16 protein-coding genes and 3 pseudogenes are annotated in these 18,553 nt (G+C 41.5%); 11 read left to right on the forward strand and 8 right to left on the reverse strand.

The genetic code is table 11. The features are described from left to right. Positions 1–5 precede the first annotated feature (5 nt). Both QH73_RS25805 and QH73_RS29260 read right to left on the reverse strand, forming a co-directional pair. Positions 6–1,700 (reverse strand): hybrid sensor histidine kinase/response regulator, encoded by a 1,695-nt coding sequence (locus tag QH73_RS25805; protein WP_039713825.1) that lies wholly within the window; start codon positions 1,698–1,700, stop codon positions 6–8. 17 nt (positions 1,701–1,717) lie between these two features. Beyond that, complete coding sequence (locus QH73_RS29260; protein ID WP_132867237.1) at positions 1,718–3,520, reverse strand: PAS domain S-box protein; 1,803 nt, start codon at positions 3,518–3,520, stop codon at positions 1,718–1,720. 363 nt (positions 3,521–3,883) lie between these two features. Here QH73_RS29260 and QH73_RS25815 point away from each other — a divergent pair, with 363 nt between their 5' ends. Next, positions 3,884–4,195, forward strand: a complete 312-nt coding sequence (locus tag QH73_RS25815) for a hypothetical protein (RefSeq protein WP_039713823.1) — start codon at positions 3,884–3,886, stop codon at positions 4,193–4,195. Positions 4,196–4,254: 59 nt separating this feature from the next. Here the strand turns inward: QH73_RS25815 and QH73_RS25820 are convergent, their stop codons facing one another. Continuing rightward, positions 4,255–4,479, reverse strand: a complete 225-nt coding sequence (locus tag QH73_RS25820; protein WP_039713822.1) for a hypothetical protein — start codon at positions 4,477–4,479, stop codon at positions 4,255–4,257. Between the two features lie 220 nt (positions 4,480–4,699). Further along, a complete protein-coding gene (locus QH73_RS25825; protein WP_039713821.1) occupies positions 4,700–6,469 on the reverse strand; it encodes a S8 family peptidase in 1,770 nt (589 codons plus the stop codon). 388 nt (positions 6,470–6,857) lie between these two features. On the opposite strand from QH73_RS25825, the pseudogene QH73_RS25830 reads away from it, so the two are divergent. Together QH73_RS25830 and QH73_RS25835 are read left to right on the forward strand one after the other, a co-directional pair. Continuing rightward, positions 6,858–7,567 (forward strand): annotated as a pseudogene (locus tag QH73_RS25830) (IS1 family transposase). 760 nt (positions 7,568–8,327) lie between these two features. Further along, a pseudogene (locus tag QH73_RS25835) lies at positions 8,328–8,552 on the forward strand (hypothetical protein). A gap of 181 nt (positions 8,553–8,733) precedes the next feature. On the opposite strand, the gene modA reads toward QH73_RS25835, so the two are convergent. After that, positions 8,734–9,540: a molybdate ABC transporter substrate-binding protein gene (gene modA, locus QH73_RS25840; RefSeq protein ID WP_039713820.1), complete on the reverse strand. Its 807-nt coding sequence runs from the start codon at positions 9,538–9,540 to the stop codon at positions 8,734–8,736. 251 nt (positions 9,541–9,791) lie between these two features. On the opposite strand from modA, the gene QH73_RS25845 reads away from it, so the two are divergent. After that, entirely contained in the window at positions 9,792–10,001 is a 210-nt protein-coding gene (locus tag QH73_RS25845; RefSeq protein ID WP_039713819.1) for a TOBE domain-containing protein, read from the forward strand. 7 nt (positions 10,002–10,008) lie between these two features. Here QH73_RS25845 and QH73_RS25850 read toward each other — a convergent pair whose 3' ends face one another. After that, positions 10,009–10,245 carry a hypothetical protein gene (locus QH73_RS25850; protein WP_201278353.1) on the reverse strand — a complete coding sequence of 79 codons (237 nt, stop codon included), beginning with the start codon at positions 10,243–10,245 and terminating at the stop codon, positions 10,009–10,011. A gap of 78 nt (positions 10,246–10,323) precedes the next feature. Here QH73_RS25850 and QH73_RS25855 point away from each other — a divergent pair. The 6 genes and pseudogenes from QH73_RS25855 to QH73_RS25880 all read left to right on the forward strand — a co-directional run. Beyond that, positions 10,324–10,422: pseudogene (locus tag QH73_RS25855) on the forward strand (DUF2949 domain-containing protein); the annotation flags it as partial. Positions 10,423–10,600: 178 nt separating this feature from the next. Next, positions 10,601–11,788, forward strand: a complete 1,188-nt coding sequence (nifV, locus tag QH73_RS25860; protein ID WP_039713818.1) for a homocitrate synthase — start codon at positions 10,601–10,603, stop codon at positions 11,786–11,788. A 35-nt stretch (positions 11,789–11,823) separates the two neighbouring features. Next, positions 11,824–12,090 carry a nitrogen fixation protein NifZ gene (locus tag QH73_RS25865; RefSeq protein WP_039713817.1) on the forward strand — a complete coding sequence of 89 codons (267 nt, stop codon included), beginning with the start codon at positions 11,824–11,826 and terminating at the stop codon, positions 12,088–12,090. Further along, positions 12,087–12,290, forward strand: a complete 204-nt coding sequence (nifT, locus tag QH73_RS25870; protein WP_039713816.1) for a putative nitrogen fixation protein NifT — start codon at positions 12,087–12,089, stop codon at positions 12,288–12,290. The genes QH73_RS25865 and nifT overlap by 4 nt, the downstream gene beginning before the upstream one ends. Before the next feature lie 332 nt (positions 12,291–12,622). Then, a complete protein-coding gene (locus QH73_RS25875; protein ID WP_039713815.1) occupies positions 12,623–13,186 on the forward strand; it encodes a (2Fe-2S) ferredoxin domain-containing protein in 564 nt (187 codons plus the stop codon). Between the two features lie 772 nt (positions 13,187–13,958). Next, complete coding sequence (locus tag QH73_RS25880; protein WP_132867241.1) at positions 13,959–14,225, forward strand: hypothetical protein; 267 nt, start codon at positions 13,959–13,961, stop codon at positions 14,223–14,225. A gap of 283 nt (positions 14,226–14,508) precedes the next feature. On the opposite strand, the gene QH73_RS25885 is transcribed toward QH73_RS25880, so the two are convergent. Further along, positions 14,509–14,931, reverse strand: coding sequence for a cell division protein SepF (locus QH73_RS25885; protein ID WP_052289805.1), 423 nt, complete (start codon positions 14,929–14,931; stop codon positions 14,509–14,511). A gap of 1,117 nt (positions 14,932–16,048) precedes the next feature. Between QH73_RS25885 and QH73_RS25890 the strand changes: the two genes are divergently transcribed. Beyond that, entirely contained in the window at positions 16,049–16,849 is an 801-nt protein-coding gene (locus QH73_RS25890; protein WP_052289804.1) for a DUF3102 domain-containing protein, read from the forward strand. A 945-nt stretch (positions 16,850–17,794) separates the two neighbouring features. Here the strand turns inward: QH73_RS25890 and QH73_RS25895 are convergent. Further along, a complete protein-coding gene (locus QH73_RS25895; protein ID WP_039713813.1) occupies positions 17,795–18,124 on the reverse strand; it encodes a hypothetical protein in 330 nt (109 codons plus the stop codon). Between the last annotated feature and the right edge of the window lie 429 nt (positions 18,125–18,553).

Raw genomic sequence — 18,553 nt, forward strand, 5'->3', positions numbered from 1 at the left:
ACACCCTACACCCTTTCTTCACTGCTCCCTATTCCATGAGGTAATTCCATAGTGAATGTAGTCCACCCTTCCTGACTTTCTACCTGAAGCGTTCCTTGGAGGTGTTCTACTAATTTTTGGACTAAAGTTAGTCCCAGTCCCGTACCCCCTTGTTTCCAGCGATCGCTGTTGTGAATGCGATAAAATTTTTCAAAAATCTTCGGTAATTCTGCTGCGGGAATTTCTGCTTGGTTGCGGACGGTAAAGATCGTCCGTGTAGCGGGTAGTTGATAATTGGTAATTGGTAATTGGTAATTGGTTGGTGCGTGGTGCGTTCTCCTCTGTTCCTCTGCTCCTCTGCTCCTCTGTTCCTGAGCTGCTCTTCTTTCTCCCTCAGCTCCCTCAGTTCTCTTTCCCCCTACTCCCTGCACCGAAGCGCTCCCTGCTCCCTGACAACTGACACTAACGACTATCATCCCCCCTGCTGGAGTATATTTACAGGCATTGTTTGCTAGTTCGGCGATCGCTCGCTCCAAACTGGCGCGGTCTGTCAATATTTGCGATAGATTGGGATCGAGCCGAATTTCTAGTAATTGTTGATTTTCTTGGGCGCGAATTAGAAAAGGTTCCATAATTTGGGGTAGCCATTCCTGCAAGTTAACAGCTTCTTGTACGAGGGTGGGATAAGACGCTGTTTCTAATCTTTGCAAGTCGAGTAGTTCGGTAATCAACTCAGCTTCTCGATTGCATTCTGCTTGCAAGATTTCTAAATATCGCTGTCTTTTTTCACTACTAGGAGAAGTTTTTAACATTTGAAGTGCCATTTTCATGTTGGCAATAGGCGTGCGCAGCTCGTGAGAAACAGTACTTAAAAAATCATCTTTGAGTTCGTGCATTTTTTGCATTTGCAGCAACATCTGCTCTTGCTCGATTTGTTTTTGGTGCATAGCTTCGACCTGTTGCCGTTCGCTAATATCCTGAAAAACTAACATCGTGCCTACAATGTTTCCTCGATCGTCTTTAATTGGTGCAATGCTGTCGTCAATGGGTATTTCTAAACCATTTTTATCAATCAGTTGCGATCGCTCTGAAATCTCGACTGTTATTCCTTCTTGTAAAGCTTGCTGAATTGGGTGTTCTGAATTTATAGTTTGTATAGGAACAATTTTGACAACTTCTGTTGCTTCTTTGCCACAGGCATCTTGCCGATTCCAACCAGTTAAAGCTTCTGCGATTGGATTCATAAAAGCGATTTTTCCTTCTGTATCGCTAGCAATTACACCATTGTTAATACTTTTTAATACAGTTTTCAACCAGTATTTGTTTTGTTTGAGCTTTTGCTCTATTAAATATTTATTTAGCGTAATCTCGATTGTTGTTTTTAGTTCTTGCTCTCTAAAAGGTTTGATAATATAACCAAAGGGTTGCGTTGCCAGCGCTCTATTGAGAATGTATTCGTCGGAATTTGCAGTTAGATAGACCACAGGAAGCTCGAAATTATGGTGCAAAACTTGAGCTAACGCTATGCCGTCCATATCTCCTTGCAAGCGAATATCTACGAGTACTAAGTCTGGTTTGAGTTCGCTAATTTGGGCGATCGCTTCTTCTCCAGTTGCAACAGTTTTACATACATGGTAACCAAACTTCTGTAACCGATTTTCTATATCTTTGGCAACGATCCTTTCGTCCTCAACCACCAATATTTTTGCTGGGATATTCATTCTTTTATAAACTCAGTCTAAGTCGAAAATCTCACTATGAATTCCGTACCAAAATCTTTTTTAGTTAATTCAATATTTCCTTTTAGCTGGTTGGTTAATATATTGACTATTTGCAGTCCTAAAGATTTAGTATTTTGCCAATCAAGTTCTAGTGGTAATCCAATTCCATCGTCGCTAACTTTGAGCATGACATGATTATGAGTTTGATGTTCTTGATATTGAGATTGAACTGTAATACAAATTTGCCCAAATTGTTTCTTTAAAAAAGCATGTTTCATTGCATTTGTTGTAAGTTCATTAATAATCAATCCGCAAGGAATAGCAATATCTATACTTACCCAAATTGGTTCTGTTTCAAGTTTTAAAGTAACTCGCTTGCAATTGAGGTTAGCAGTGTCGTATGTATTGTATAAATTATTAACTAGTGTTTCAATATAATCAGCTAAATTAATTTGAACGAAATTCTGAGATTCAGAGCGATACAAGAGATCGTGAACCAGCGCCATAGAAAAGATCCGAGCCTCACCTGATTTTAGAATTTCTAGTGTTTGGCGATCGCTTACGTAATTTGTTTGCAAACTAAGCAAACTAGAAATAATTTGTAGGTTATTTTTAACGCGATGATGAACTTCTTTCAACAAAAAATCTTTTTCTTGTTCTACAGCTTGAATGCGTGCTGCTGTTTGCTTCTGCTGGGAAATGTTGCGATTAATTCCAGTCATCCACATCGCTCGATCGGCATCATCATAAAAAACTTTGCCTTGTCCTGCCAACCAACGAACATTACCATCAGCAATAAGAATGCGAAATTCTTGCTCAAATTCTCCCGTTCTTTCCAGCGCACGGGTAATAGCTTCACTGAACGAAGCACGATCTTCTGGATAAATGCGATCGAGAACAGCTTCGTAAGTACCTGCAAACGTCCCTGGTGCGAGATCGAATAAAGCCTCTTGTTGCAAAGACCACTTCAGTTCGTGCGTGTGCAAATTCCAGTCCCAAATTCCTATCTGCGATGCTTCTAAAGTCAAATGCAATCTCTCTTGACTCTGACGGAGAAACTCTTCACTACGTTGGCGATCGCTAACATCGCGCACGACTTGGGAAAAACCTTGAATTTGTCCGCTACTATCTTTGAGAACTGTCGTGACGACATTCGCCCAAAACATAGAGCCGTCTCGTCGTATCCGCCAGCCTTCGGTTTCCAATCGCTCTTGCGCGATCGCTGTTTGTAATTCCTGTTGGGGAATACCGCTTTCTATGTCGGCATAGGTGTAAAATCGAGAGCAGTGTTGCCCGATCGCTTCTCTAGCTTTATAGCCTGTCATTCTAGCTGCTCCTGCATTCCAACTGGCAACTATTCCATCAGCATCCAGCATGAAAATTGCATAATCTTTTACTCCCTCAATTAGCAGGCGAAAACGTTCTTCACTTTGGAGTAAAGTTGCTTGGCAATGTAATGCTGCTACTTGACTCTGTTGCGCTCGCACTCTAGCAGAGTTGAGGATAGCAATAGCAGTACAGATACAGATGGCTTCGAGAACGAAAATCGTCAGGCGCAAGCCTTGCTCCCAACTCGCGATGGATAGCACGTACTGAGGAGGGAGCAAAAAATAGTTGCATAAGATTGCTGCGAGTGCGGTTGCTGCTAATCCCGCCCCCATCCCACCACACCAGGCGCTGACCAAAATCGCAATGAAAAACAGCATACAAGGGCTTTCTTTATGGATCAGCGTAGCGAGAAAGAGCGTGACAACTAAGGCGATCGCCACTGCCAACACTGCTACACCGTAACGCCAAAAAAGAGATTTACGCTTAACCACTGCTCAGAAGTTTTTCCATAAAATCATTAGATCGGCTCCAGATAATAAGCATATCTGTTTCTCGACTTGATTTTGTCCGTAAATTCTCTGAAGTCGCTTAGTAACTTCAGTAAACCTTCAACTGCGTCCCCGTGCTTCCCCGCTTGCACGAGCGCTTGTTATTGTGTTAAACGTAACTCAGTAATTGTACTGAATTTAAAAGCTATGTTGCGATCGCCTCTGTAGTTTTTATGCAGTCGCTTTTATGTCCAAAGCGATCGCGATTCTATAAATGTCGATTGCTAGTAAACTTGATATAGTTTAAGTCCGATCGATACGATTTGAGAAACTTTTTAACTATTTAACTATCGGAGGTTGCAAGTCATGACATTAGCAGTGATTAAATTTTCGTCTGAAGACTGCGGAATTTGCCATAAAATGTCTTTCTACGATCGCAAAGTTAGTGAAGAATTAGGCTTAGAATTCATCGATGTCAAAATGCAAGATACGACAACTTATCGCAAGTATCGCAAGATTTTATTAACTCAATATCCAGATAAAGCAGAAATGGGATGGCCCACTTATATTATTTGCGATACGCCAGAAGGCGACTTCAAAATTGTTGGCGAAGTGAAAGGGGGTCATCCCAAAGGGGAGTTTAGAACGCGCTTGCAAGAAGTCGTGTCTGCTAATTAATGCATCAAAGCAAAAATTTGTAGGGTGCGTTATTTAACGCACCCTACCATAATTCCATTTCAGACAATTTCAAACGATTTTACCTCTAAGACGGGACCGATCATCGCTAGGCTCATCACATCTTCTTTTACCTCGCCAGCAACTTTCACTTTTTGTCCGTCCTTCAACAATTCCTTTGCAGTCCCTCTAGGAATCTCATATGTCGTCCCGTTATCTGCAACCAAAGCCCAAGCCCCAGTACCAATATCGCGCCGCTCGATCGTCCCCGTAACGTTAATACTCATACAAGTTAGTCTGTGTCGTGTTATTACTCCTATGTTAGGGACTAGGGAGGAAATAGTAATAAAAATCCCCCCTAAGAGTCAGGAGGGTTGGGAGATATAAAGACGTTACATGTAACGTCTCTACACTGATAACTGATAACTACTGTACGGGCGGGTTTAATCGAAGAGCTATTTGTTTTAGAACAAGTATGCTCAAAAAACCCGCCCCTACCACTTACGATTACGCTATCTGCCCTTCGCCTTTCATTGCCAACCAAGCGATCCCATAACAGGCTAAAGCATTACCAATCAGAAAAGTACGAGCGATCGCCCCACTTCCCAGCCAGCCTAAATCGGGTGAGATAAAGGCGCTGATTAACAAGCAACTAGCAACACCCAAAGCCGTACCGACAGCAAATTTCTTCCAACTCGGATTTCCCAGCAATAACACGATTAACACGAAGGGAATCAGTACGCTGGCAAAGAAGGGGTTTAACTCAGAATATCCCTGAATGGCGCTACCGAGTTCGGGAATGGAACTACCCAGCAAGCGGAAGGGCCATTGAGGTAGGTCAAAAATATAGAAGCCTTTGAGGAAGAATAAACCCGAACTGCCTGTAACTAACCCCCATGACAGCGACCAACTCCAGGTAAAGGGGAAGTAAACCCGCAAGAACCAAGCCAAGAGGTAAGAACCGAGTACCATCAGGACTTTAGGTAATAACGCCACTGCACCACCATCAATCCAGAAACGGGGGTTGAGGTAGCCATTATCCCGCAGCCAGCGGAAGAAGTCTTTGAAGGTAATTTGTCCGCGCACGGCAAGTTTCACGGCGGCGGATGCATCTAAATGTCCTGCGCCGTAGTAGTTGAGTCCGTCGTCTTGCACGACTCTGGCGGACTTTTGCAGAATGCTTTCTACTTCATCTGGATCTTGTATCCCAGCAGCTTTAACTAAGGCGGCGACTCCGGCAACGTGGGGAGATGCCATGCTGGTTCCTTGGAATCCGGCAAATACTGGTTCTTCCGTATCTGGATCGATAGTTTCTTGGACGATTTTACCTGTATTGCTGCCACCAGGCGCAGAAAGATCGATTCCTGCACCGAAGTTAGAGTAGGGGGCTTTTTCTCCCGCTGAATCGATCGCCGAAACTCCGATGACGTGAGGATAACGAGCGGGATATTCGGCGGCGTTACTGTTGGCGTTTCCAGCAGCGGCGACGACTACGACACCTTTTTGATGGGCATAGGCGATCGCTTCTTTCATCATTTCGCTTTCAGCACCACCACCTAAGCTCATATTAATTACGCCTGCGCCGTTGTCAGCAGCATAGCGGATGGCTTCGGCAATATCAGAGGTCGTACCCGTACCACCTGCACTTAAGACTTTCAGGGGCATGAGCGTTGCTTCGTAAGCCACACCTGCGACACCATAGTTATTATTGGTCGATTGTGCTACCGTACCCGCTACATGAGTTCCGTGTCCGTTGTCGTCGTCTGCCTCAATTTTGTCATTGACAAAATCGTAGCCTTTAACGAATTTGGTATTTTTCAGGTCTGGAACTTGACTGATACCCGTGTCAATCACGGCAACGGTTACACCGCTACCTTTAGTTTCATCCCATGCCGACTCAATGCTAATACTACGCATGTTCCATTGCTGACCGTATTGGGGGTCGTTGGGAACCTCATAGGCGCGGTAAATGTAGTTAGGTTCGATATATTCGGTAGATTTAGCGATTTTGGAGTTTCTCAGGCTAGTCAGAGTCTGGCGATCGCCTTCCACGACATATACATTATCTGCTGCGGAAAACTCACTATTGAGCCGAGGCTTGACTTTGTATTGCTGCGCGATCGCGTTTAATTTAGCTTCTATCTCCGTATTCGGCACATTTTCCCGAAAATCTAGCACAATGGACTGATATTCGCCTTTAGCTGCCAACCCTTGAAAGCTTGACAGAGCAAACCACAGCCCGCCAATAAACAAACACAGTAGAATAAACTTTTTCATACCTGCAATCCATTTGTACTGAAGCGGCAGTAGCTTAATCTACAAGATAACTCATGCGATCGTCCCGCGAGCAGATGTTGCAGAATTCTTACAGTTATCAGTTATCAGTTATCAGTTATCAGTGACTTGTGGCTGGTGGCTAGTGGCTAGAAGAAGAGTTTGATTCTGCTAGCCAATGCGTTACTATCCGCTCACCATTCATGCTCTAAATACCCATTACAACTTTAGTTGCTTGAGGGCAGTTTGCAGACTCTCAGCGATCGCAGGAGCAGCACGGCGATCGACCGCTTCAAACTAGCAGGAATTACCATTCCAGGTAGTCCTAAACAAGTAAGGATGTAAGTATAGAGAAGAGGTCTTTTAACTCTAAACCATGCTAGCAGACAGCCTGACTTGCCCTCGTTGTCACGCAACTCGGATTGTGAAGAACGGCAGAATACATAACGGTCGGCAAAACTTCAAGTGCAAAGCCTGTGGTAGGCAGTTTGTCCAACATCCGACCAAAAAGGTGATTGGACAGGAGACGAGAAATTTAATTGATAAATTGCTGTTGGAAAGGTTGTCCTTGGCAGGAATTACCAGAGTAACTGGGGTTTCTGAGCAATGGTTGCAAACCTACATCAACGCAAAATATGAGGCGACTCCACGACAAGTTGAGGTTGAGGAGAAAAAAAGGGGCGCTTAACGATTCAATGCGATGTGACTTGTGGTCGTTTGTAGGTAACAAAGGCAATAAACACTCTTGTGTGGTTAGCTTTGGATGTGAAGAGTGGAGAAATCGTTGGAGTTTACGTCGGTGACCGCTCTCGTGCAGGAGCTATAGGATTATGGCAATCCCTACCAGGTGTCTATCGTCAGTGCGCTATCTGTTACACCGATTTTTGGGAAGCTTATGAGCAAGTCATACCTAATCAACGGCATCGAGCCGTCAATAAAAGGAGTGGTAAGACAAATTTGATGGAACGGTTCAACTGCACTCTCCGTCAACGAGTTTCACGTTTAGTTAGAGATACCTTGTCCTTCTCAAACAAATTAGACAACCACATTGGAGCTATTTGGTTTTTCGTCCATCACTACAACTTATCCTTACTTGTGTAGGACTACCAATATATTTAATCTGCAAGTTCAGATATTTTTGTTCGCTTTGAGCCATTAAATAAAGTCTTAATATTTTAGTCAAATCATTGAGTGGTTAGCGTTAAAGATTGGCTGCTTAGTTAACTATATCTGGGCATATAAAGGCAGGAGGCAAGAACCACAGAAAATAAAAACATAGGACTGAAGAAAGCTTTTCTAGTCAGCTAGACATGAGTTGTAAAGTAAAAAAATATTGTTAGGAATGCTTGACTTTCAATTCTTTTTAAATCAAAATTTTATTGTTAGAAATGCTTGACTTTTTGCCTTAAAAAAGTTAGATAATTCACTTTTTGTATCCTCTTAGACTGATTTTTTTTCAATTTATATAGTGCTACTCTAATTTCACTGTAGGCTGGCAACGTCCACCCTACACTTATTTAGCTTTAGGTTCATCATGGGTGGGCTACACTTATTGAGTTTCGAGTACAAAAACACTAGTACCCCTACCTGTAAATACTCATACCCCAGCCAACAAATACTAGTACCCCCACCTTCAAAAAACTTTTAATCTCTTATTACTTAAGAATTTGACTGATTGAGTACAAACTTAATTAATTTAATAATTTCGATCTTGGGCAAACGAACCCTTAGAAATGAGGTAGCTGATATAAGACTGTTTATCTACAACAAGACAAACAACGAAGGCACATTTTTACGACGCGATCGCTACCTAGTTAATTCATGCTGAACAGAACAACGCCAAGATCTCTATTTCAATTTCATCGAGCAACTGCTCAGATGTACCAACGGTCAAGAACCGGAAATTTTAGATGCTCAGCCAGATTGACTCGATGCTGGCTTGGTCAAAACAATGATGCAAGTAGCAACAGTAATGGCACACCAGGATAATCAGGATGCTGCCAAATTCTTAATCCACGTTGCCCGTCAGCTAGCAAAACAATTAGAGCTATACCCTCAAATTAATTCAGTAACCAGTGACCAGTGAGCAGTTAGTGGAAGGGTTGCCGGATAAGTGGCTTATCTAAGTCTACGACACCAGAGAGTGCGATCCTAACTATACTTTCAGCTCTCCTATTCGTGCTGTGGAGGAAGTCGAGCTTGCCGATTTACCAGAGCATGTTGCCCAAGTGTTGGTATTAGAGCGCCAACCAAAATCTTGAGTTTAGCTACGATTTTGCTATGCCAAAACCGTATTTCTCAAACACAGATCTTGCTTGCTTATCAGTCAAAAACTGAATATATTCTTTAGCAGCGTCAGGATTTTTACTGCTACTGATAATGGCTATGGGATAGACAATCGGAGAATGTAAATTTTCGGCTGCTGTAGCCACGACTCGAACTTTATCTGATGTCTTAACATCTGTGATGTAGACAATACCAGCATCAGCATTGCCACTTTCTACAGCAGCTAATACGTTACGGACATTATTGCCAAAAACTAATTTTGGTTTGATTTGTGCTAAAACTCCTAATTTCTGGAATAATTCTTCAGAATATTGTCCGACTGGGACACTGCGGAATTCTCCTACAGCAATTCGTTTTACATTAGGATCTGTTAATTGCTCGAAGTTATCGATCTCCAAATCGGAATTATTTGACACAACTAAGACAAGACTGTTAGTTAATAAGTTGCGGCGGGTATCGGAAAGAATCAAATTTTTATCCTGCAAGGCATTCATTTGCTTTGTCGCAGCAGAAAAAAAGACATCTGCTGGCGCACCTTGTTCTATTTGTTGTTGTAATGCACCAGAAGCACCAAAATTATAATTAACTTTGACATTTGACTGAGTTTGTTGAAAAAGTGGCTGAATTTCTTTTAAAGCATCTTGCAGGCTAGCAGCAGCTGATACGAGTAAGGTAGTATTTGCTTGTGCGATAACAGGGGGAGATGGATTCAACCAGTTTAAAATAGTTACTAAAACGATCGCGATCGCCACTCCACAAATAAAGGCAAAAAAGTTTCTTCTTTTCATAGAACCTCCAGTTCAAGATTTATTTTGCTTGCAAGAAATAACTGTAAATTATACTAGAACATACGGTATATATGTTTTGTAAATATATTGAATAAACATATACTTACGATTAGAAAATATGTAGGAACTTCTAACCCTTAAAGGAGATAATGGGGCGATCGCTCGACAATAAAAAGTATTTAAATTTACAGTTTATCGAACATAAATAGATAAAAGATCGAGCCAACAAAACAGATATAAAAGAGCAACAAATGAAGATTAGCGCCCGCAATACCTTAAAAGCAACTGTAAAAAAAGTGATGCCAGGAGCCGTTAACACTGAAGTCACATTAGAACTTGCACCTGGGGTGGAAATAGTTGCAATTATTACGAAATCCCCTGCCGAAAGCTTGGGACTTGCGGAGGGCAAAGAGGCTTACGCTGTCGTTAAATCGTCAGATGTCATGGTTGCAGTTGATTGAGCGATCGCTATTTGCCAGCCACAATGTGAAAAATATGCCAGTACTTTTGTTCGCCTAAAGCAGTCTTGCCTGGGTGTTCTTCTTCTTGAAACCATTCAATCTTGAAGGGTTGCAGCAATTCTTCCACCTGGGTACGGGTGTGATGACTCATGTTAGGGTAAACTGCCCAAGAGTCGCGATCGCCAAATAATTGACCGCAGAAACGCCCCCCAACCCCCAAGGCTGCAACAATTTTGCTCCACAAACCAGAAAAATGTTCTGGCGGACAAAATGGTAGACAAAAGCTGGCATTGATTAGATCTAGTTAGATTATGCTCCCCTACCTATGATTCTTTGGCAATACGGTTTGATTTCCATAGATCAATTAGCACGAATTTTTGATTGGCTAGAGAACAAAACTCACATTAGTCTTAATAGGTAACATTATGTTTACAGTATTAATTGCCATTCTCAGTTTAATAGTTGTTCCAGCAATTGTGAATGGCTATTTCGGCTATTTGTTGCTGCGAACAACAAAATGAATTTCGATTACACGCATCTGAGATTGAAATCTGAAACTCAAGAGCGAAAATCCAAAATGCTACGAGAGGTATTGTGCTATGAATCCGATCGCGATTAATGACACGACACTACGAGATGGAGAACAGGCGGCGGGTGTTGCTTTCACAATTGAGGAAAAAATAGCGATCGCTAAATTTTTAGACGCGATTGGGGTGGATGAATTAGAAGTTGGCATCCCAGCAATGGGGGAAGTCGAAACGAAAGCGATCGCGGCAATTTCTGAGTTAGGTTTGCAAGCTAAACTTTTAGGTTGGAACCGCGCCACAATTTCAGATCTTCAGGCTTCTATTGCCTGTGGTTTGCAACGAGTACATATATCCATTTCCGTTTCTGAAATTCAAATTGTTGCCAAGTTTCACCGACAATGGCACGTGATGCTGCAAAAACTTAAAGATGCGATTAGTTTCGCCCGCGATCGCGATCTTTGGGTAGCAGTTGGGGGAGAAGATTCCTCTAGAGCTGATGAAAGCTTCCTCTTAGAAGTCGCTCTTTACGCTCAAGAGTGGGGTGCGTCAAGATTTCGCTTTTGCGACACTGTAGGAATTCTCGACCCCTTTAAAACATACAACAGAGTCAAGCAATTGACGACGTACTTATTGATTCCGATAGAAATGCACACCCATAATGACTTTGGTTTGGCAACGGCAAATGCTTTAGCTGGACTGCAAGCGGGAGCCTCATCGGTAAATACAACAGTGAACGGTTTGGGGGAAAGAGCTGGGAATGCGGCTTTAGAAGAAGTCGTCATGGCACTCAAACGCATTCAAGGGATCGATTTGGGAATTGACACGACGCGGTTGTTAGAACTGTCCCGATTGGTAGCAACCGCATCGGGTTGCAAAGTACCTCCTTGGAAGGCGATCGTGGGTGAAAATACTTTTGCTCATGAATCTGGCATTCATGCTCATGGCGTTTTGCAAAATCCCGTGACTTACGAGCCATTCGCTCCTGAAGAAGTGGGGTGGGAGCGGCGCTTAGTTGTAGGCAAGCATTCAGGTAAGCACTTGGTATCTAACTTACTACAGCAGCAGGGCATTAGTTTAAACACAGATGAAACCCAATCCATCTTAGATGCAGTACGGCAGCGATCGGTACAAAACAAACGCAGCCTCGATCTGCAAGAACTAATAAATCTAGTCCCATTTCATCACATGAAAAAAACAAATAATCCCTCCTCTGCCCCTCTGCCCCTAGTCTCCTCTGCTGCCTATTTGTATGAACCTTAAGTGAAACCGTACAATCCTATCTCAGAGGTAATCCCATGCAATCAGATGAATTAGAACTAGACTTGCCACCAGCTTTTGAAATTGGCTCAAAAGTAAAAACTCGCAAGCTAATCCGTAACGATGGTACGTACCCAGGGCAAGAAATTGGCGCAACACTAGCGAAAAAGGGAGAGATCGGCTACATCATCAGTATTGGTACGTTTTTGCAAAACTCTTATATCTACGCGGTACATTTTATCGAAAAGGGTTTTATTGTTGGTTGTCGCAAAAAAGAACTAGAAGCAGTTGAGGAAATCAAATGAAAGTCATGTTACGTCAAAATGCTATGGGACATTTGGTAGTTTACGTTGCCAAAAAAGATCTTGAGGAAGAAGTAGTAAATCAAACAGAGGGAGATGAGGGGAAGATTTTTACTTTAGCAAATGGTTGGGAATTAGTATTTCCTAACTTGCCAGAACCCATGAAATTACCGCAGACTGTAGAGGCTAAAAGGCTCTCTTGAAAGGAGTCAGTAACTCCATGTGTGACTTTTTTCTTAGCCACGCCAGTTCGACGCGAGGTGCTACAACGGGGGGAACCCCCGCAACGCACTCGCTCCTCAACGGAGGACACCCCCGCACGCGACTGGCTCCCCTTTTTAAGGGGGTTGGGGGATCGGAGAACTGCGCTATTCACGAAGAGATCCCCCCTAGCCCCCCTTTTTAAGGGGGGAACAAGACACGTAGGGCTGGCATTGCCCACCCTACTATTGGTGCTTCATGGATTTCCTATGTGAGTTAACAAGGGGGCTTTGTCCCCCGTTTTTTCAAATGTGCTGAAATAGGAGTAAGAAATATGAGCGATTTTAAACACGATCGCGTGTTGCCATTTCATCTAGAAGGGAAATTTTTAGGTTTTACTGTCGATCGACATAGTACACCTAAATACTTGCAACTAGAGGTTGCAACCGGACAGTTGAGGATTAAAATAGCCAAACAGTCCCGTTTTAGGCTTGGATCGACCTTAAAACCTGGCGATCGGATTGAAGTCTTTGGGGAGCAAAAGTTCAAGTACGAGACAGGCGAATTTAAATTGAAAGCCGATCGCATTCACAAGCTGACAGCAAACTCAGATAATGACTCCGAGCGCCAACCAGAAAATGGCAAAGTGAAGATTGTTGCTTGTTATAAGTCGGGTTGTCTGAAAAAAGGTGGCAGCAAATTGGTGTCCGTTCTAGAAGGGGTGTTGCGCGATCGCGGTTTAGGCGATCGCGTTACTATTCAAACAACAGGCTGTTTGAAACGCTGTTCTCAGGCTCCAAATCTCATCTTAAAACCTGACAACATCAGCTTAAACAACATGACTCCTGAAGCTGCGATCGCCGCGCTGTTAGAGCGGGTGAACGAGCATTTCGCATAACGGTTTCATCCAGTTCTGTGCTAAGTCATCAATTGCCGAGTCGATGTCCAACACCTGAACTTTTCTGTATGGACAAACTCTATTAAGTCTGAAAATATTGTATGTATCTAATTAAGCTAAGTTTTTATCAATTTGCTATGTAATTTCTAGAGTTCGCCTATGAGTAAATTTCAATTCTAAATCTTATCATTCAATTTTTTTCTAAAAATATAACCGAATTGTCTACAGAACTTCATTGCTATATGTTATAGCTGTGAAGAGTTGTCGGATATTATTTAACTAAACAACGAGCAAAAGATTAACGTTTAGATCTACCTTTTGTATCTACTCAAGGCATTCATATTCATTCCTTGTGTGGGTCAGATCGGTCAAAAGTTTTAAACCTTCTCTGCCGCGTGTCAGCCCGTGATGGTGCGGGCTGTTTACTTTTCTATTAAACGTCAGTTTGAGTGAAATAGCTCAGAGAAAAAGGTTATCTCAACCCGAAGAAAACTTCTTGGGGCGATCGCTTAATCCAATCGCCACCATCTCTCTTTGTGGATTATCTTTTTCCCATATAGACATGATTGTTCTATGTTGCATAAATATATTTACATAGTTTTTAAAATTCTGTAATATACAGATCGTTAATTAACTAAATTGAGTAGACTGATATAAGAACAAGAGTAGGTTTGTGCTTAGCTTGCGATGCATTATCGCTAGCTGTTCCAAGAATTAGAACAAAGAAAGCTCAATCGACTATTAAGGTGTATATATTACGAACGAGGCTGTTATGACAGTGATTTACGCGCAGGCAATATTTGACTCTCCCAAAAAATCACCTGTCATGAAGTATTGGAAATATCGCAAACGTGCCAAAGCCCTACGTCACGTTCAGTGGACTTACGAAGTCGATTTGAAGAGAACGCTCAATTGGCTTGAGTTAGTAGATTGGATTTTCTATCTGCATAGCCAAGGTTTAGAGCCTGCTGCGTTAGATGAATTCATCACTTTCTGTGGGTGGTATTTTCCCCAGTTAGCGGAAGGCAAGCCTCACTAATGTGTAGCGATCTGCGATCGCGCGATCGGGATAAGATACCAATTTCGCGCCATCTGCTCCCATAATTATTTCGGCACTGTGTTTCACAGTGCTTTCTCTTGGCAAGGATAAAACGGTGGGGGATTGGCAAGACATTCACGGATATCTTTAAGCTGCACAAACCGCTAACTCCTAGAACGAGAACGCTCGCATAGATTGCGCTGAATCAAAATTGGTACAAATAATTGCGATCGCAATTATGCATCACTATTTCTCACAGCCAGAGGTGCTAAAACACACAACTTTATAAGCATGTTTCATCAATAGCATTCGCTAGCTGCACGCCGTTCGGTGCGAACAGAAATATCCCTGCCGCTAGATATTGTTGCTGTCCTTCTAGTGCGTAAGTTACTCCAGCAACAAAGTCTACTGCTCGTTGTGCTTTCTCTGCATCCATCTGTACAACATTTAAGACTAGCGGTTGACCTTGCCACAGAATTTCGACGGCTTGCGTCACTTGTTCAAAAAACTGTAGCTGCATGACTACCACTTGGGGTGTCTTCTGTTCTAGTTGGGGTAGACTCTTATGTTTGTTTGCTGTCAAGTCAGCCGCTCTTCTTTCCCGCTGCCGCACTACATTTGCAGGAAAAGCAGCTCTTAATTTTCTGTAATTCTGTTGGGACAATTCCTCTTCTAGTTCGGATACCTCTAGCTGATGCATCATCATGCTTACTCATCCTCTATTTTTTCTAATTGGGGCTGGCGAAGAGCTTTAGGTATGATTTTTAGTACCTTTAAATCTATACTCTGGTTAAATGAAAAGCTTGTCAACTCAGTGTTTTTGCCTTGATTTGTCAATTCAATAAAGGTCGGAAAAGTTCGGGAATCAGCAGTTTTCTCGTCAAAAGAGCTTTTTTGTTAACAGCGTACAACACTATACTAATTTCTTATTTCGCATCCTCCTTGAGGTATATTTTAATAGCAATCTACTCAACAATTAGCTTGTAATGCTTTGTGAATATAGCTATTATTGTTAGTAGTTTTGTTGGTATTTCGTTGGTGTAAAGTGATGAGCAACATACTGCCTGCTGGCAAAGGTCGAAATAGAAATCGAAGCCGTTCACTAAAATGCTGAATGGCTCTGATAGAGCCACAAAAGTTACTAGTAGAATCCAAAACTTAATTGGTTAAATAATATACAACAACCAAATTCTATCGCTGGATCGGCAATTTCCCCAGTCTGACGAAAATCTTGCAGATTCAGCATTTCGACTGATGCGATCGATCGCCCTAGAAATAGTCATGTAAATTACCAAAATAATTAGTGTATTATGGTAATTTAAGTAGCGTCGTGCGGTTTGTTAAAGACTTGTTTAATATTGAACCAAACAACTTCTAACACAACTTACTGGGCTATCAAGAGTGTCTCTCAAGACAAGTCGATTCAAGGCAATCAAATAACAAAATCAGATTGATATATATGATGTAAACTACCTCAGCTAATATGACTTGCAAAGTATATGCCAGTACTCTAAGTGATGCAAAGCGGGATGAAGTTAACCTGTAGTAGCTGCCATTAGAGAGATCAATTGCGCACACAGCCAGCTTATTCGTAGAGAATGGAGGTTAATTACCTTTCACAAGGTGATTTTCGTGTTTTACTAAGATCCTAGAGGGTGCAGCAGGCTTTTGCTTACTGGAATCAATTTGGCTGTTTAAGAAAGGCTTACACGCTACTTGTAGAACGCAGCTCCTACTTTAGCTTCATAATTATCTAGACACAGCCTCTTATGCAGAATCGATTGATGCCGAGAAATCTTCAAAAGTTGTGAGGAAGATGGAACATGGAAAATCTCTATCATATTGATAATGGGAACCAATCTAAACAGCAAAGCTTTGATTATGCAGCTCTTGACGTGGAAGCACAAATTGCTGTCCAAAAGCATACTTGTGACATCAAAAGAATGATGCGTAGAACGACACAAGATATTATTGAAATAGGTGAAAAGCTAATCGAAGTCAAGCAATATCTTGGGTTTGGGCATTTTAGCAATTGGCTAATAGCTGAATTTGGTTGGAAGGAACGAACAGCAAGAAACTTTATGAGAGTGGCAGAAGTTTTTAAATCGGCAAAATTTGCCGATTTATTTATTGCTAGCTCAGCCCTATATCATTTGGCTGCTCCTTCTACCCCTGAAAGCGCTCGCCAGGAAGCACTAGAGCTTGCTAATAAGGGAGAATACATAACTTACTCTAAAGCTAGAAGCATTATTAGTCAACATCAGGAATTAAAAAAACTTAAAAATTCTACTTGTAATGTTACTTCAGATGCAAACAAGCACGAAGTAGATTCTGTTCAAGCAAAGTTAATTACATCAGTTGAAGAAGTATTTCATGAAAGTTTACCAGATTCTCAAACAGTTGATGTATTAGCTGTAGTCATCGATCGAGATGGTTTGGGAAGTCAAAAAGTGTCTGCCGAAAACCCATCATCGACTAATCCCATCTCGATTAGAATTAGCGACGACTGTAGAGCCTTGATTAAGAGTGTAGAGTCTCTTAGAGAAGAAGAAGCAACTGCTTTGGTGAGAGCAATAGCAAAGCACTGGTCAGTAGAGAAGATTTTAGAGAAAATCAAAAAATAGCCACTTTTTTAGCTCAGAAAGCGATTGCTGGATGAAGCTTCAACGGCTCCACTAAGATCGAAACTACGAAATTCCTACATTCTGGAATTATCTCACTATTTTGAATTATGCCAAAAAGCACTAGAGACGATCTTCTGCTCAAGCTTCCCACTACCTTTTAGAAGCTAGCTTTCACATGCTCGGCAGTACTTGGAAGTATACAAAATCTCCCACCCCTGCTTGCTCTTCAATCAAAACCTCTCGCCAACACAGTGCTATCTGCATGAAACTCCCTAATTTTGACAGTTAAGGTTCTTCAACATCACCAACAGTTACACTTTGAGCGCTCAAACACCTCAAATCAAAAGGCACCTACTAACTAAACAGATTTTTTTTACTCTATTGCTGTTTTTTCTAATGCTATTATACACAAGCCATAGTCAAAATTGCAACACCATAAAAAGATCGTTATTTAACAATTCTCGCCGAGCGATCGCGGCAATTTCTATCTCGATCTCTCATATTCGTTTTTCTGGGAGCCAAATCGAGCAATTGGAATAGACAAAAGAATACGAATTAATTGGCTTGATATCGCTAATTCAATCGGTGAGTGGGCATCTACGAGAAGTGAGCTGGCAATCTGATTTGCAATAAAGGCTCATACGTCAACTTAGTTTTGGCGAGAAGGTTGTGCAATTCCCTTCTGCATCCATCCGCTTTCGATAGTTGTACCTGGTTGGCTGCGATATTTGTAGTTAATAATACCATTTCACTAAAGCTATGCTACAGAAGCTCCCTCCTAGCCCCCCTTATCAAGGGGGGTTGGGGGGATCTCTTTTGTCGTAGTCAAATAGTAAGTTGGTATAACTTTCTAAAGGTTTTTACAGATAAAAAAATGGCATACCAAGTCAGTTGGTATGCCATACTTTCAACTAGAAAAATACTAGGAGTAACGGAGCTGATTACTTAATATTCAGCACTTTTATTCAAACATTCTTGTGCTTGGTAAGCTTGCAATCCCAATAGAACTAAGTAAGTCATCATCTGAGCTTGCGATCGCTGAGTGGCTGCTGCAAGCTGATTAATTTGATGTAGAGGCAACTGCTGCTGAAATAGTACCAGCGACTGTTCCAACTCTTGGGCTATAGTACGGCGATTTAGACTAGCATTTTTCTGTAATTGCTTCCCAATCGGCGATAGTAGTAAAAAAAATAATAAGTTGGTTACAAAGCCAGAACGGGAAGAGTGTTCTCGGTGAGATTGAGTTTCGATAGTTTTTAATAACTCCTCTGGCATATAGAAACTTGGACGGCAGTTTGCAATTAGGCTATTGCGTTGATACCTATGCGATTTTTCTGGTTGTTCAGAATTAAAAATAACCAAAATAATTACAGATTTAAACGTCACTTAATATATGTACTAAATTTTTCTACGGTTAACCATTCCCCAAAGTATAGGAAAAATATTGTTTTTTAAGTGCTTAGATTAATTTGAACAATCCAAAAAGTTCGGACAAATATCAGATTTTTTCAGGTTTTAACCAAAATAACCGAAAAATTCAAAAAATGTCATGTAAATAACTTTATTTATCTTGCAATGTTGATTAAAGTAATGATATAGATTAAGTGACTAAAGTAATACCAGATTTTTATTAACTCACACAAGAAAGAATATGGTTTACTTAAATCGGACTATGCATAATGGGCAAAGAATATCTTAATCGTT

It is taken from the genome of Scytonema millei VB511283 (assembly GCF_000817735.3).
Taxonomy (GTDB): Bacteria; Cyanobacteriota; Cyanobacteriia; order Cyanobacteriales; family Chroococcidiopsidaceae; genus Chroococcidiopsis; species Chroococcidiopsis millei_B.